Source organism: Roseovarius sp. YIN77 (assembly GCF_057219155.1).
In genome coordinates, this window is sequence record NZ_JBXVVI010000008.1 from 12,800 (window position 1) to 26,444 (window position 13,645).

A 13,645-nucleotide genomic window follows, 5' to 3' on the forward strand; every position below is an offset into this window, starting at 1 on the left:
CGGTCCGCCACATCGACAAATCGCTGCGAGTGTCGCGCGATCACGGCTGTGAATCTTTGGCCCTGCTGTCATGTGATGTCGCCCCCTGATCGAATTTTGCTTCGAAAATGCCATTAATGCAAAGAATTTCGCGAAACAGTCGTTTGGGCGGTCCTGCTACCGCCATAGAAAATGCAGAAAATATTGCGCTTTTTGATCGCATCGACCTATGATCGTTCGGAACGGCCGGGTAAATGAGATTGCGCGGCTATTTGGGGACAAACGCGCATGACACCTTCTTCTGGGGATTTTCAAAACGTATCGGGCATTGCGCCAGAATTCATCATCGGAATCACCGGACATCGCGATATTGCTGGTGCTGATCTGGATGGTGTCCGGTCATCATTGCGGACCACGCTTATGGCTGTGTCAGAGAAGTTTCAGCATGTCCCTGTCCGTATCGCAACCGGCTTGGCAGAAGGGGCTGATACCATTGCGGCAGAGGTCGCCATGGAGCTGGGCATCAGCGTTCTGGCGGTTCTGCCGATGCCGGTTGATAGCTACCGGGAGGATTTTTCCGGTGCGGCATTGGATCGATTTGAAGCCCTGTTGGCAGATGCGCGCGTCAGCGTGACGGAAATTGCATTGGCCTGCAATCGGGCGCCAGAGGATATGGGCAATCCGGACCACCGCGACGAACAGTACCGGTTGTTGGCGGATTACCTGACCCGCAGATCTAATCTGCTTGTGGCCATTTGGGACGGGCGCGATACGGGCCTGGTTGGGGGTACATCTGATGTGGTGATGCGATACCTGTGTGACGGTCGCGATCAGATGCCGTACCGAATATCGCGTGATGACAGCGCCGCCGAAGGATGCGGAAACACGCTGGCATGGATTGGCACCAACAGAGAGAGCCAGCCTGCCGATGACCTGCCAGACGGCCCGTGTTATCTGGTTTCGAATGCAAACTATGATTGTTATTGGCGAAGCCGCGACATTCCAAAACGGATCCTCACACGATGGACCGGGTTCGACAATTTCTATGCCGAAAGGGCGTCATCGCGCGCCGAAGAATTGCCGGGCTATGGGGTAGGGGATGAAAATGACGCCTCCCTTTCGCAGGACCTGAAAGGGCTGGATGTGGAATTTGTGCGGGCCGATCAAATCGCGCGCTATTACCAATCGCAATCCCATTTCATGTTTGCGCTTTTCGCGGTGCTGGCCGCCGGGATGGGTTTGGTATTTCTGATCTATGCCAAACTTTTGGCCGACAAGACCCTGTTGGTTGTCTATATCGGTTTGTTTCTGGCAGGCTTTATGTGTTTCCGGCTGACGCATCGACGCCATGTCCATTCCAAGCATCTGGCCTACCGGGCGCTGGCCGAAACCTTTCGGGTGCAGTTTTTCCTGATTCAATCCGGAGCTGGGGTGGACTACAACCCGAGACGCATGATCGGGATGACATCGGTTGATCAGTTTTTAGGGTTCGAGTGGCTGCAGGAGGCGATCCGGATCGGGGAGCCGTTGGTTTATTTCGGGCATTGCAAGAACGGAAATGCGCTGACGATTGTTCAAGAACGCTGGATCAAGGATCAGCTTGGATATTTTGAGAAGAAGCAACATCATCTGCATCAACAGCACCATCGACTTGAAACCATAAAATTTGCGCTTTTGGTGGGGTCTGTCATTGGGGCGTTGTCCTTGATTTTCTTTAAAAAGGCACTCATTCACCTTGATATGATGGGCTATGACGGCAAGGCATGGCTGGTATTTTTCATGGGGTTGTTGCCGCTATGGGCGGCTGTGTGGGAGCTGTATCAGGGCAAGATGGCGACCCGGGAACTGCTGTGGCAATACGCCAATCAAAGCCGCTATTTCCGCGCTGCAAATGTTGAAATAGAACAAGCACCCAGTCTGGAAGAGGGGCAAAAAATCATCCGGGATCTGGCAGATAAGGCATTGATCGAGATTTACATGTGGAGTGTGCACCGGTTCCACCGCGAACACGAACCACCGGCGGCGGGGTAATGATGGACAAGGACACGCAGCACAATTTTGCGGATCGCCTGTCCGACCTTCGGCATGAGTTGCGCACCCCAATCGGGCACATCATTGGCTATGCCGAACTGATCGAAGAAGACCTGACAGATGGCCAGCGAAAGATCTATGGGCATGATCTGGCGGCGATCATGGGCGCCGGTCAAAAGATGCTTGCCATTATCGACCAGCATCTAAGCGCCCTTAAAAAGTCGTTGGAAGAGGTTGCAGTTGAGGACGCGCAATTTGCGCTTCGCCTGCAGCTTAACCACATTCGTGGTTATGCGGAAATGATGCGCGAGGATGCTGTTGATCGAAACGAGACCGATCTGATCGAAGACCTTGATCGCGTTTCCAAGGCGCAAAAGGTCGTTTTGGGCCAGATTGAAAAAATTGGTCCGTTGTTGATCGGGGATAAACGGCAGGCCTCTACAAATGTCGATACACATAAACACGAACCGGCAGCACACGAGTTGGCTGCCGCAGACATTGCTGGGGTAGGCGGCGAAATTCTGATCGTTGACGATGATCAGATGAACCGCGAACTGCTGTCGCGCAGGCTTGCGCGGGGTGGGTATACATCGAAATCGGTGGAGTCTGGTGAACAAGCCTTGGAAATGATGGGCGAAAAACGGTTCGACCTTGTTCTGCTGGACTATATGATGCCGGGGCTATCTGGCTTGGACACTTTGCAGGCGATCAAGGAAAATCCGCAAATACGCGCGACGCCGGTGATCATGCTGTCGGCGAGCGACGCGACCGATGTCATGGTTCGGTGCATTTTGTCAGGTGCCGAAGATTATGTATCCAAGCCGTTCAACCCGGTATTGCTGATTGCGCGGATAAACGCGGCGCTAGAAAAGATCAGATTGCGCCGAAATGCAGCGCGACAGATCAAGGTGTTTATCTCGTCACCCGGTGATGTCATCCCAGAACGGCAAATTGCCAAAATGGTCCTTGGTCGTCTGAACGACGAACTTTCCGGGCGCGCCCTTCTTGTGCCGATCCTGTGGGAAGAGGAACCCCTGCTTGTTACTGAGACGTTTCAGGCGCAGATACATCCGCCGCATGAAACCGATATTTATCTGGGTATTCTGTGGTCGAGAATTGGGTCGCCCTTGCCCGACTCCATCCGAAGAGAAGATGGCACGCAATATGAATCCGGCACTGCGTTTGAGTTTGAAGATGCGCTTGCCGGGCACATAAAAACGGGGAAGCCCGAAATGTTGCTGTATCTGAAGACGGGTTTTCCTGAAGTTTCGCTTGAGAATAAACCGACAGTTTTGGACCGGCTGGAACAGATTGACCGGCTAAATCAATACCGGGAAAAAATGCTGATGGGCGAGGATGGTACCTTTGCCGCGGCGTTTCACATGTTCGAAACGGTAGAGCAGCTGGAAACCATGCTGGAAATGCACCTTCGAAAATTGGTGCAATCGGTTCTGGCAAAAATCTGAGTTTAAACAGAATGTTTGCCAGCGCGCGTCTGGCACATTAATCTTGTCGCAATAGCGAATGGGGGTGAGCAATGGCCAGGATACTTCTGGTTGAAGATAACGAATTGAACCGAGACATGCTCTCGCGTCGACTCAAGAAACGTGGATATGAAATCGAACTTGCAATTGATGGCCAGCAGGGCATCGACATGGCGGTTTCCGGCAATCCCGGCCTTATCTTGTTGGATATGAGCCTGCCAGTTGTTGATGGTTGGGATGCGGCGCGTGCCCTGAAAGCCGATGACAACACCAAGCACATCCCGATTATTGCGCTGACCGCGCATGCCATGGCAGGCGATAAGGAAAAGGCGCTTGATGCCGGGTGTGATGACTTTGATACCAAACCTGTCGATTTGCCGCGGCTTCTGGAAAAAATTGAACACTGGATAGAGGTCAAAACCACTTAGCTGAGGATGGAGTGAGGGGCGCCGGCCGGGCGATATCGACATCCATCAGGCAACGTAAACTCTTGCGCTTTTGGAGCACTATCTTGGAGCTGGGAGGCCCGTTTACATGCTGCGTTTATGTCAGAGTTGCGGGATGCCGATGTCAGCGAAGGGGCTGACACCCGGGCTCGATGGTGATGGCCGCGAAAGCCGGTATTATTGCCATCTTTGCTATGATCAGGGTGTCTTTCTACAACCGGATATTCGCCGCAAAAGCATGCAGCATCTGGTGATCCATGCGCTGCAACGGGAAGGTTGGCCAAAAGCGGCCGCCTGGCTGGCCACACGACATTTTCCTTTGCTCAGGCGATGGCGAGGGTGAGGCTAAACACACGAAAAATTCATATTGTGCGAATTGACTGCCGAGGAAGGCGACAAATATCAAGAGCGGAAGTTTTTTGACAGCAGATACGCCGATAAGATTAATTGGCATAGGATGTTCCCAAATGATAGGTTGCATGGTGATCGTGAAGCTTTTGGATATTTAATCAGTTGCGGGGTTTTGAGATGAAAACAGAAAATGCGTCCCACAGACCATCAATTTTCCAACTGGTCTTTGGGGGCGGAACCCCCCGCCACGCTGCTGGAACCGCGCTTGTTGTTGGAACTGTTCTTCTGGGTATCAACCACGGTGATAAGCTGTCGATGGGTGAGATACCTCAACTTTACAAAATTTTTCTCACCTATTGCGTCCCCTATCTTGTGACGACTTGGGGGGCGGTGACAGGTAAGCTGTCAGAGTTTCGCGCGGAGTGATTTCGCAAAGACCGTTAATGTTCAGATGAACGAAATTCACGGGGTGATTGCCCGCTGAATTCGGTGAAGCTTCGGGTAAAGGCGCTGCGACTTTGAAAGCCAAGCCTTTCGGCAATGCGTTTGACGGGTTCGTTTCCGTCCCGCAACATCTGGGCAGCGCGCGCCATGCGCAATTCACGCAGGAATGACATCGGGGCAAGACCATAGGCGCGCTTGAATTGCTCGGCAAAGCTTGACCGGCTCATGCTCGATACTTCAGCCAGACTTTCCAAGGAATGTGGCGCACCGGGGTCATCAAGGATGACATGCAATGCCTGCCACAATTGCGGATCAGCCAAGCCGGCCAGCCACATCAGTGCGGGATCTTCGGCTTCCAGACGCTCGCGCAGCATTTCAAAGACACATTGAAGCAGCAAAAGCCGAACCATGGCGCGGCAGCCAGTCCGCGGATCTGATATTTCATGAACGATACCGGCCAGAGCGCGTTCTGCGACTGCGGAGTTTTCGACATCCATGTGCAGTGGAGCGCGCAGAAGATCCACAAGGCCGTTGGTGTGGCGAAGGCTTAATGACACCTCGCCGCACAGCACGGTCAACCTGCTCTGGCCTTCGCCTTTGGCGCAAAACCGTTCCAGTGGTATGTTCGGCGGTATATCGATATTTCTGTCGGTATTCGCAGACCCATCACTGATCAGGTTATGTCGCACCCCTGCGGGGACGAGGATGATTCTGCCAGCACGCAGGCCAACATTTTTCATGGAAGGGATCTTCAATTCTCCCTCGCCTTCCATGACATAATGCCAAACGGCCTCACGCCGTTGTTCGATGGTCAGAATGGTCGTGCCTTCCAATGTACAGATCGCAAAAGGTTCGACCTGAATGTCGAGCTCGCTCAAGATATCTTTATACGCCTGCAACATTATTCATAAATGCCATATTTGGATGATAAAGCACATCACAAAACCGTGAAGAGCATAATTGTGACGTTATTCGGACGAAAAGGCACATTGGCCATGCAACAAATCGGTATCTGATTACTGAACATGAAGGGATAAGGTATGTGTAATCACCATGATCATTCTGACGAAACAAAGGTAACGCGGCGACAGGCCCTGGCCGGGACGGCGGCTGTTGGTGCTGCGACCGCTGTGAGCTTTGCGGGGACCGCTGCGCAGGCGCAGGACGACCCTTATGCTGATCCGGCGCAACCTGTATTGCCCCCCAGTGATATGGTCATCGACAAGTCGCGTGCTGCCTTGGTTGTGACCGATCCACAAAATGACTTCCTCAGCCCGGATGGGGTGACCTGGGGCGTTGTTGGGGCCAGCGTTGAAAGAAACAACACAGTTGCCAATATCGAGAGCCTTTTTAAAGCGGCCAAGGCGGCTGATATCACCGTCGCGGTTTCCCCCCACTATTACTATCCCACCGACAAGGGTTGGAAATTTGAGGGCGCGCTTGAAAAGCTGATGCACAAGATCGGGATGTTTGATCGCAAGGATCCGCTGAGCCTGGAAGGCTTCGAAGGATCAGGCGCCGATTTTCTGGAACAGTACAAGCCCTACATAAATGACGGCAAAACCATCGTTTCCTCCCCGCACAAGCTGTACGGCCCGGAACACAATGACCTTGCCTTGCAACTGCGCAAAAACGGCGTTGATCAAATCATTTTGGCGGGTATGTCGGCGAACCTTTGCACAGAAAGCCATCTGCGTGAGCTGCTTGAACAGGGCTTCGAAGTGGCTGTCGTCCGGGATGGAACGGCGGCGGCAATGCTGCCAGAGGGCGACGGTTATCTCGCTGCGATGACCAACTTCCGCTACATCGCCAACGCGCTTTGGACGACCGAAGAAGTTGTTCAAATGTTGAGCTAAGGCAACTGACTGAAAAACACGAAACAAAACTAGAGGGAAAACCTATCATGAAAATCAGAGAAATTCTTGCTGTGACAGCAGTTGGCCTTGGGTTGGGGCTCTTGCCGACTGTGGCAAGCGCCGCAGGCGGCACCACCATGGTCTTGCAAATGTATGGAGAAGGCGACAGTGCAGGAAACCTGGCAGATGTCGCTGCGCGTGTCGGTGTTGAGCTGACCGATGCAGATGTTGGTATCGCGCTGACAGATTTCGATTGTCATGAGATGGATGTTTTCAATCCGGTGACCAAGGTCAAGTTGGGGCGTGGCATTGATTGTCTGGCAAACATCACGCCGGATGAAAACGGCGGCCTGACTTTGACAGGTGTGTCGGTCTTTATGCTGCCTGGTGGGACGATTATTACCAAAGGCGATACCAGCCTGGCCACGTTCATCGGTGGTTGGGGATCTGGCGAAGGCGCCCGGTCGCATATCACCGGTGGTTTCCCGTCATCGGATAACGTCATCGCAACAACCGGGGATTTCGCCGGGATGGGGGGCAAGGCCCGTCTGTCCGGGATGATCCACGCGGGTGGTGATAAGATGATGTTTGATTGCCTGTTCGTTCTTGATCTAACCGACGCCTAGGAAAGCGCAGATTTGACGTTAGTCATGTTGGTCGCGCGGCAGAGCAATCTGTCGCGCGGCACGACGTTTTATCAATTTATCAATAGCTGGGGTAAAGCTCTCCAGAGTTTTCGCCAAATTCCGTTTATGTGCTAGGCAGAAATGTAAGCAGATGCGGGGTTTTATATGAGCTTGAACATTATCGGTACGGGATTTGGACGCACGGGGACGGATTCAATGCGCAATGCGTTGAACATCCTTGGTGTTGGGCCGACGCATCATATGCTGGAAATTGTCGAAGACGGACCAGAGCGTAAACAATGGTTGGATTTGGTAAAAGGGGCGACGCCGGATTGGGAGGCCCTGTTTCGCGGATACCGGGCCTGTGTGGATTGGCCTTCGGCCTTTTACTGGCGGACGCTGATTGACGTGTATCCAGACGCCAAGGTTCTGCTGACCATGCGATCGGCCGAAAGTTGGTGGACCAGTTTTGAAAAAACCATCCTGAATCTGATCCTGACCGATGACGATACCGAAGGCTTTGCGCATTTGTTGATCGCAGAGCAGGTTTTTGGTGGACGCCCTGATGATCGCGAACATGCGATCAAGATTTACAACCAAAATGTCGAAGAGGTGCTGTCCACGGTGTCGGCGGACAGATTACTGGTGCACAATCTGGGCGATGGTTGGGGGCCGCTTTGCGATTGGTTGGGTCTGGATAGTCCCGATTGCGACTATCCCAGCGGAAATACGTCACGTGATTTTGCGGATCGACTTTTGGCCAAGCCACAAGAAAACTGACATTCAAATCCTGTTGGACCGTTTTCCTGCCACCGGCACGTTATTGCTACGACACCATGTCGGGTGGGTTGAAGACCATTGAATAGCTTTGGCGCAATCTGGCGCTGCGACGACCAAAAATGGAGCTTGGAACCTGATCTCCGGTCAATTCCCAGATCCCGTATTCCGGGCCAAGAAAATAGTCGCATAGTTTCGACATGCCCAGATCCTTGCATATCTGAACGCCACTGCCCGAACATGTAATCGCGCCAATTCCATGCAATGTGATACCCCGCGCTGCGAGATCTTCCAGAAAGCGGATGAAAGACGACAGCAGAAGTAATGCCGCGGCCTCGTGCCCGGGGCTGACGATCAGAACAGGGCAATAGCCGTAATAGGTTCCGGGCAAAATGGGACGATGGATGCGATCAACCGACAATTTGGTTTCAACAAATTTGCCGGATCTGAAAGTTTCCTCATCGTCAGGCTGCAACAACACAAGGGACCATTTGGCGACAAATTGATCATTGAGCATCACGGCGCTCCAATGATTGCGGTAGGTGTCATAGATCGGCAGAAAGACGGCTTCGTTTGCTTCAAGCTGTTCGGGGAGCCGCCCAAGTTCAATTTCTGCCATTTGGATCATCGCCCGGATGGCGTGATGCCACGATCCCGCAAATACATCATCGACAACGCTGTCATCGAGCAATCGGTAAGACCCCTGTGATGGGTCCGGGCAGCGCGTTTCCCATTCTTCGCGACAGGCCAGTACCTTTTCCCGGCTCCAGCCCAACTTTTCCGTCAGCCGATGTTCCAGATCGCCCCGGATGAATGACAATGATCGTTCGTATTTTCCAATGGCATCGACACTAACATCCAAAAGTTCAGCCAGCTGTTCCTGGGTCATGCGCCCGTGCCCACCGCTTTTGGTGCGCCAGGTACGTAGTTTTTGGGCAAATAGCGAAGGGTTAGATGGCATTGGGGCCTCTGCGAAATGACGCGTGTTTTTACAAGACAATAGATCGCGCAGATTGCCAAGGTTGTTACGGGTGACTTACGGGTTCGTCAGGGTTGGCAGATTGTGTCTGTGGTTATGGTGTACGGGCTTTGGCAAGCTTTTGAAAGTTACCCAAGCAGGAGGTTTTCATGACCCGCCGTATTTCACCCTATCCAGGTTCCATTGCGCATATATTTTTCGCCGACTGGGGTGGGCAAAAGCGCTTAAAAAACTGTCAGGTCGGCGATTGCAAACGATGGGAAAACACCATTCCACCAAAGGAGGATTTGTCGATTTCGCGCCGTCGCAGAAGGCAGCCGTGGTTGGTGCGTTCTGACAATTGATCGCAGCCATTGACCGCGGCCAAAATTATGCTTGCAACGAATCACCCCTCACCCTAAATGCCCCCTTAATAGACGCCAACGCACGCGCCTCTGGCCGGTGGGCCTTTAATCCACCCGTGTTTACGTAGCGACGGTAACGTCTCCCTTGGAAGTGAGCGGTCATATATGGCCGGGTCTATTGGAGATGACCATGAACGCATACGTAACCGACATTGTCGGCGGCGCCGCCGTCGATCGTACAGCCAACATCGATGCCTTTATCCGTGCGAACAGCTTTGATCGCCCGACATTGGTGTTGGATACCGATCTGGTCATTGATCAATATCACGCACTGAAAAAGGGCCTGGGCCGTGCCTCGATCCACTATGCGGTCAAAGCCAACCCAGAGCGTGAAGTGATTGAGGCCTTGCTGTCCCAAGGATGTCATTTCGATGCGGCCTCGCGTGGCGAGATTGAGCTGTGCCTGTCGCTGGGTGCGGCACCTGAAAACATCTCTTTCGGCAACACGATCAAACGCGCCTCTGACATCGCGTTTGCCTATAATGCAGGGATCAAGCTTTTCGTCGCGGATGCAGAGGAAGAGCTGGAGAAACTTGCTGAAAACGCCCCGGGTGCAGAGGTTTACATCCGCCTGATCGTCGACAACGAAAACGCCGATTGGGCGCTGACCCGTAAGTTTGGCTGTTCAGAGGATAAGGCGCTGGGCCTGTTGGCGCATGCCCGCGATCTGGGCCTGCGCCCGGTTGGTCTGTCCTTCCACGTTGGATCACAAACCAAACAAGCTGTGCATTGGACGGACACTCTGGATCAGGTGGCCCGCGTCTGGCATCAGGCCCAAGAGGCAGGCTTTGCGCTGGACATGTTGAACATCGGTGGTGGTTTCCCGGCCTTCTACGGCGAGGCGATCCCGCATCCGACCGTTTATGCGGCCAAAGTCATGTCGCTGGTGACTGAGCGTTTTGGTGATGTGCCACGCATAATGGCAGAGCCGGGCCGCGGCATGGTCGCCGAGGCTGGCAAAATCGCAGCAGAGGTTCTGCTGGTGTCGCGCAAATCCGACAACGATCTGCACCGCTGGGTCTATCTGGACATCGGTAAATTCTCTGGCCTGGCTGAAACCATGGATGAGGCAATCCGTTATCAGTTCTCAACCGATCGCGATCATGAAGACAAAGGCGCCTGCATTCTGGCCGGTCCGAGCTGTGACAGTGTTGATGTGCTCTATGAAAAACGCCCGGTGCAGTTGCCGTTGGGCCTGCGCGCCGGCGACCGTGTGGTGATCCGCAATTGCGGGGCCTACACCTCTGCCTATTCCTCCGTCGGGTTCAACGGCTTCCCACCGTTGGACGTGGTTGTGATCTGATCAATTTTACGGCGTCCCCGGCGGGTATAATCGGCCGGGGACTGCGACTTTGCGCCAGTTCTGTGCCTGCTGAACAGGGTACGTCGCCTGAACGTTGGCAACGCCGTGCAATTGGAACCATTTACACAGCATGAAACGCGTATAGACTTGAACAAACCCGCAAATGTTCAGGTCAGTTTATTGAGCCAGCTACGCAAAACGATATACCGAAAACTCGACCCCGATGAAAAATCAGACTGGGTCAGCAAGTATCTGAATTGGTTTTTGATTGCCTTGATTGCAATCAATGTCTTGGCCGTCATTCTGGAAACCGTTGGCAGCATTGAGGCCAGATATCGCGCCGTTTTTTGGGTGATCGAGTTTCTTTCGGTTGCGGTTTTCAGTGTGGAATATGTTTTGCGGGTGTGGACCTGCGTGGATGATCCCCGTTTCAAGGATGAAGCGCACCCGCGGCTAAGCTATATCCTCTCGCCTTTGGCATTGATCGATTTGGTGGCGATCCTGCCATTTTATCTGGGCTTTCTGTTTCAAATTGACCTGCGCTTCCTCAGGGTGTTGCGATTGTTGCGGATCCTCAAGCTCACCCGATATTCTTCGGCCATGTCGATGCTGTTGGATGTGTTCCGCGAAGAGGCAAATTCATTTTTTGCCGGCTTCTTCATTCTTGTCGTGTTGCTGATTTTAGCCTCCAGCGGGGCCTATCTGGCGGAGCATCAGGTTCAGCCGGACAAGTTCGGATCGATCCCCGCCGCCATGTGGTGGGCGATGGCGACCCTGACGACGGTGGGGTATGGCGATGTCACCCCGATCACGCCTGTGGGGCAGGTGTTTGGATCCTTGGTTGCTGTTGTCGGCATTGGCATGGCGGCCTTGCCTGCCGGTATTCTGGCCAGCGGCCTGGCAGATCGGTTGCGCCGGACGCGTGAAGAACTGACGGTGAAGCTGCGAACCGCGCTCGAAGATGGCGTGATTGATGCCGATGAAGAGGAAGATCTGGAAAACCTGCGCCGGGAACTGGGGCTCAGCAAACGTGTGGCGCTAGAGGTGCGGGCAGATGTGCAAAAGCATCATGCCGCAACACCAGGTCAGTTTTGCCAGCATTGCGGGAAATCTTTGCATAAGTCTGACCACAACTGACCACGACAAAAATCCACAATCGATTGCGATAACGTGGCCGATCAGATGTGGCTGGAATCGCTACCGTCTTGGGCCGTTTAAACCGATCTGCGGGCCCGAAGGGCAGCAGAAATGGTGCCGTCATCCAGATAGTCAAGTTCCCCCCCCACTGGCACGCCTTGGGCCAGTGTCGTCACCTGAACTGCGCCGCCCTCTACCTGATCGGCGATATAGTGGGCGGTGGTTTGGCCATCGACGGTGGCGGGCAGTGCCAGAATGATTTCGCTGATGTCTTCGTCCCTGACCCGGTCAAGGAGTTTGGGAATGCGCAGATCTTCGGGACCGATGGCATCTAGCGCTGACAATGTACCGCCCAGTACGTGATAGCGGCCCTTGAACACGTTTGCGCGTTCCATCGCCCACAGGTCGGCGACATCCTCGACCACGCAGATCTCTCCGATCCGGCGTTTTTCTGACGTGCAAATATCGCACAGGTCAGTGGTGCCAATATTGCCGCAATTGACGCATTCACGGGCTGTCACTGCCACGGTGTGCATCGCATCTGCGAGCGGGGTCAGGAGCGCGCCGCGTTTCTTGATCAGATGCAACACCGCACGACGGGCAGAACGGGGGCCAAGCCCGGGTAGCTTGGCCATCATGTCGATGAGGTTCTGAATATCTTGCGAGCCGTCTGACATGGATCAGAAGGGTAACTTCATATCGGCGGGCAGACCCAGTTCCTGGGTCAGTTTCTGCATTTCGGATTGGGTGCGTTCCTGGGCCTTGGCCTGGGCATCTTTGATCGCAGCTAGGATCAGATCTTCGGCCACCTCTTTCTCATCGGGATGAAAGATCGATTTGTCGATATCCAGACCGGTCAATTCGCCTTTGGCAGTAGCTGTTGCACGCACCAGCCCGGCACCGGATTCCCCCACCACAGTGATGGTGTTCAGGCTGTCCTGCATTTCGGAAAACTTGCCCTGCATTTCCTGTGCCTGCTTCATCATTTTGGCCATGTCGCCCATTTGGCCGAGCCCTTTGAACATGCGATGTCTCCATGAATCACGGTTTGGTTGGTCATACGCCGACTGGATGTTGTGAACAAGAGATGTAAAGACTTATTAAATTACTAAGAATATAGTTTACAAAAATAATCAGGATTATAAAACACCATACGCATCACCAAAGATGTGACAGAAAACGGATAAGAAAATGACTGGGAAAACTGGATATGGATCAGCGATTGTATTGGCTGCGTTGATCGTTGCCGGACAGTGTATTGCCTCTGGCGAGATGGCGGCTGACGAGTTGCTGACTGAACTGAAAGACGGTGGGTATGTTATTTACCTACGCCATGCGTCGACCGAAAAAGACTATGCAGATCAATTGACTGCAGATCCTAACAGTTGCGCAACCCAACGGGTGCTGAGCGAAAACGGGTGGCATCAGGCACGATCCATCGGTGTGGGTTTGGCCGGGGCAGAAGTGCCCATCGGCACCGTCACCAGCAGCGAATATTGTCGCGCCTGGCAGACCGCTGATCTGGCTTTTGGCACCTATTCAAAGTCTGGCGCCTTGAATTTTGAAAAGGCCGAAAACTACACGGATGAGCAATTCGCCGCGATGCGGGAACGGGTTGTGCCATTGATTTCTGCCAGTCCCGAGCAGGGAAAAAACAACGTCATTGTCGGGCATGATGACCCGTTTGAAGCCGCGACCGGAATTTATCCGGAACCGCAGGGGGTGGCCTATGTCTTGGCACCCAAAGGCAATGGTGAATTTGAGGTCATCGGGTCAATCCATCCAGATTTCTGGACGGGAAAATAAAATTTAGTGGCGCTGCCAGTTC

Annotated in this window: 15 protein-coding genes; 11 read left to right on the forward strand and 4 right to left on the reverse strand. The window is 53.5% G+C overall.

The window, feature by feature from the left end; all coding sequences use genetic code 11:
* Positions 1-267: 267 nt before the first annotated feature.
* The 5 genes from AC2D8P_RS08915 (at position 268) to nrtS (ending at position 4,717) form a co-directional block, all read left to right on the forward strand.
* Positions 268-2,010: a hypothetical protein gene (locus tag AC2D8P_RS08915; protein WP_484702091.1), complete on the forward strand. Its 1,743-nt coding sequence runs from the start codon at positions 268-270 to the stop codon at positions 2,008-2,010.
* Positions 2,011-2,012: 2 nt separating this feature from the next.
* Positions 2,013-3,476 carry a response regulator gene (locus AC2D8P_RS08920; protein WP_484702093.1) on the forward strand — a complete coding sequence of 488 codons (1,464 nt, stop codon included), beginning with the start codon at positions 2,013-2,015 and terminating at the stop codon, positions 3,474-3,476.
* Positions 3,477-3,547: 71 nt separating this feature from the next.
* Complete coding sequence (locus AC2D8P_RS08925) at positions 3,548-3,922, forward strand: response regulator (protein WP_484702094.1); 375 nt, start codon at positions 3,548-3,550, stop codon at positions 3,920-3,922.
* A gap of 106 nt (positions 3,923-4,028) precedes the next feature.
* On the forward strand, positions 4,029-4,283 hold the full coding sequence (locus AC2D8P_RS08930) for a zinc ribbon domain-containing protein (protein WP_484702095.1): 255 nt from the start codon (positions 4,029-4,031) through the stop codon (positions 4,281-4,283).
* 185 nt (positions 4,284-4,468) lie between these two features.
* Complete coding sequence (gene nrtS / locus AC2D8P_RS08935; protein ID WP_484702097.1) at positions 4,469-4,717, forward strand: nitrate/nitrite transporter NrtS; 249 nt, start codon at positions 4,469-4,471, stop codon at positions 4,715-4,717.
* A gap of 14 nt (positions 4,718-4,731) precedes the next feature.
* Here the strand turns inward: nrtS and AC2D8P_RS08940 are convergent, their stop codons facing one another.
* Positions 4,732-5,613: an AraC family transcriptional regulator gene (locus AC2D8P_RS08940; RefSeq protein ID WP_484702099.1), complete on the reverse strand. Its 882-nt coding sequence runs from the start codon at positions 5,611-5,613 to the stop codon at positions 4,732-4,734.
* Positions 5,614-5,775: 162 nt separating this feature from the next.
* Here AC2D8P_RS08940 and AC2D8P_RS08945 point away from each other — a divergent pair, with 162 nt between their 5' ends.
* From AC2D8P_RS08945 to AC2D8P_RS08955, 3 genes are all read left to right on the forward strand, one after another.
* On the forward strand, positions 5,776-6,591 hold the full coding sequence (locus AC2D8P_RS08945) for a cysteine hydrolase family protein (RefSeq protein WP_484702101.1): 816 nt from the start codon (positions 5,776-5,778) through the stop codon (positions 6,589-6,591).
* A gap of 47 nt (positions 6,592-6,638) precedes the next feature.
* On the forward strand, positions 6,639-7,217 hold the full coding sequence (locus AC2D8P_RS08950) for a hypothetical protein (RefSeq protein WP_484702103.1): 579 nt from the start codon (positions 6,639-6,641) through the stop codon (positions 7,215-7,217).
* Positions 7,218-7,382: 165 nt separating this feature from the next.
* Positions 7,383-7,997 carry a sulfotransferase family protein gene (locus AC2D8P_RS08955; protein ID WP_484702105.1) on the forward strand — a complete coding sequence of 205 codons (615 nt, stop codon included), beginning with the start codon at positions 7,383-7,385 and terminating at the stop codon, positions 7,995-7,997.
* 46 nt (positions 7,998-8,043) lie between these two features.
* Here the strand turns inward: AC2D8P_RS08955 and AC2D8P_RS08960 are convergent, their stop codons facing one another.
* Positions 8,044-8,955, reverse strand: a complete 912-nt coding sequence (locus AC2D8P_RS08960; RefSeq protein WP_484702107.1) for a helix-turn-helix domain-containing protein — start codon at positions 8,953-8,955, stop codon at positions 8,044-8,046.
* Between the two features lie 552 nt (positions 8,956-9,507).
* On the opposite strand from AC2D8P_RS08960, the gene AC2D8P_RS08965 reads away from it, so the two are divergent.
* Both AC2D8P_RS08965 and AC2D8P_RS08970 read left to right on the forward strand, forming a co-directional pair.
* Entirely contained in the window at positions 9,508-10,680 is a 1,173-nt protein-coding gene (locus tag AC2D8P_RS08965; RefSeq protein ID WP_484702108.1) for a type III PLP-dependent enzyme, read from the forward strand.
* Between the two features lie 180 nt (positions 10,681-10,860).
* On the forward strand, positions 10,861-11,817 hold the full coding sequence (locus AC2D8P_RS08970) for an ion transporter (protein WP_484702110.1): 957 nt from the start codon (positions 10,861-10,863) through the stop codon (positions 11,815-11,817).
* 77 nt (positions 11,818-11,894) lie between these two features.
* On the opposite strand, the gene recR is transcribed toward AC2D8P_RS08970, so the two are convergent.
* The gene (gene recR / locus AC2D8P_RS08975; protein WP_484702111.1) at positions 11,895-12,494 is read right to left on the reverse strand and encodes a recombination mediator RecR; all 600 of its coding nucleotides are present in this window, start codon (positions 12,492-12,494) and stop codon (positions 11,895-11,897) included.
* 3 nt (positions 12,495-12,497) lie between these two features.
* On the reverse strand, positions 12,498-12,842 hold the full coding sequence (locus AC2D8P_RS08980) for a YbaB/EbfC family nucleoid-associated protein (protein WP_484702112.1): 345 nt from the start codon (positions 12,840-12,842) through the stop codon (positions 12,498-12,500).
* Positions 12,843-13,008: 166 nt separating this feature from the next.
* On the opposite strand from AC2D8P_RS08980, the gene AC2D8P_RS08985 reads away from it, so the two are divergent.
* Complete coding sequence (locus AC2D8P_RS08985) at positions 13,009-13,623, forward strand: histidine phosphatase family protein (RefSeq protein WP_484702113.1); 615 nt, start codon at positions 13,009-13,011, stop codon at positions 13,621-13,623.
* The last annotated feature ends 22 nt before the right edge of the window (positions 13,624-13,645 follow it).

Bases quoted from the DNA above. Each gene is read 5' to 3' on its own strand.
- AC2D8P_RS08925 (WP_484702094.1), top strand. From the start codon at position 3,548: ATGGCCAGGATACTTCTGGTTGAAGATAACGAATTGAACCGAGACATG.
- nrtS (WP_484702097.1), top strand. From the start codon at position 4,469: ATGAAAACAGAAAATGCGTCCCACAGACCATCAATTTTCCAACTGGTC.
- AC2D8P_RS08960 (WP_484702107.1), bottom strand. From the start codon at position 8,955: ATGCCATCTAACCCTTCGCTATTTGCCCAAAAACTACGTACCTGGCGC.
- AC2D8P_RS08945 (WP_484702101.1), top strand. From the start codon at position 5,776: ATGTGTAATCACCATGATCATTCTGACGAAACAAAGGTAACGCGGCGA.
- recR (WP_484702111.1), bottom strand. From the start codon at position 12,494: ATGTCAGACGGCTCGCAAGATATTCAGAACCTCATCGACATGATGGCC.
- AC2D8P_RS08985 (WP_484702113.1), top strand. From the start codon at position 13,009: ATGACTGGGAAAACTGGATATGGATCAGCGATTGTATTGGCTGCGTTG.
- AC2D8P_RS08915 (WP_484702091.1), top strand. From the start codon at position 268: ATGACACCTTCTTCTGGGGATTTTCAAAACGTATCGGGCATTGCGCCA.
- AC2D8P_RS08930 (WP_484702095.1), top strand. From the start codon at position 4,029: ATGCTGCGTTTATGTCAGAGTTGCGGGATGCCGATGTCAGCGAAGGGG.
- AC2D8P_RS08955 (WP_484702105.1), top strand. From the start codon at position 7,383: ATGAGCTTGAACATTATCGGTACGGGATTTGGACGCACGGGGACGGAT.
- AC2D8P_RS08980 (WP_484702112.1), bottom strand. From the start codon at position 12,842: ATGTTCAAAGGGCTCGGCCAAATGGGCGACATGGCCAAAATGATGAAG.
- AC2D8P_RS08965 (WP_484702108.1), top strand. From the start codon at position 9,508: ATGAACGCATACGTAACCGACATTGTCGGCGGCGCCGCCGTCGATCGT.
- AC2D8P_RS08920 (WP_484702093.1), top strand. From the start codon at position 2,013: ATGGACAAGGACACGCAGCACAATTTTGCGGATCGCCTGTCCGACCTT.
- AC2D8P_RS08950 (WP_484702103.1), top strand. From the start codon at position 6,639: ATGAAAATCAGAGAAATTCTTGCTGTGACAGCAGTTGGCCTTGGGTTG.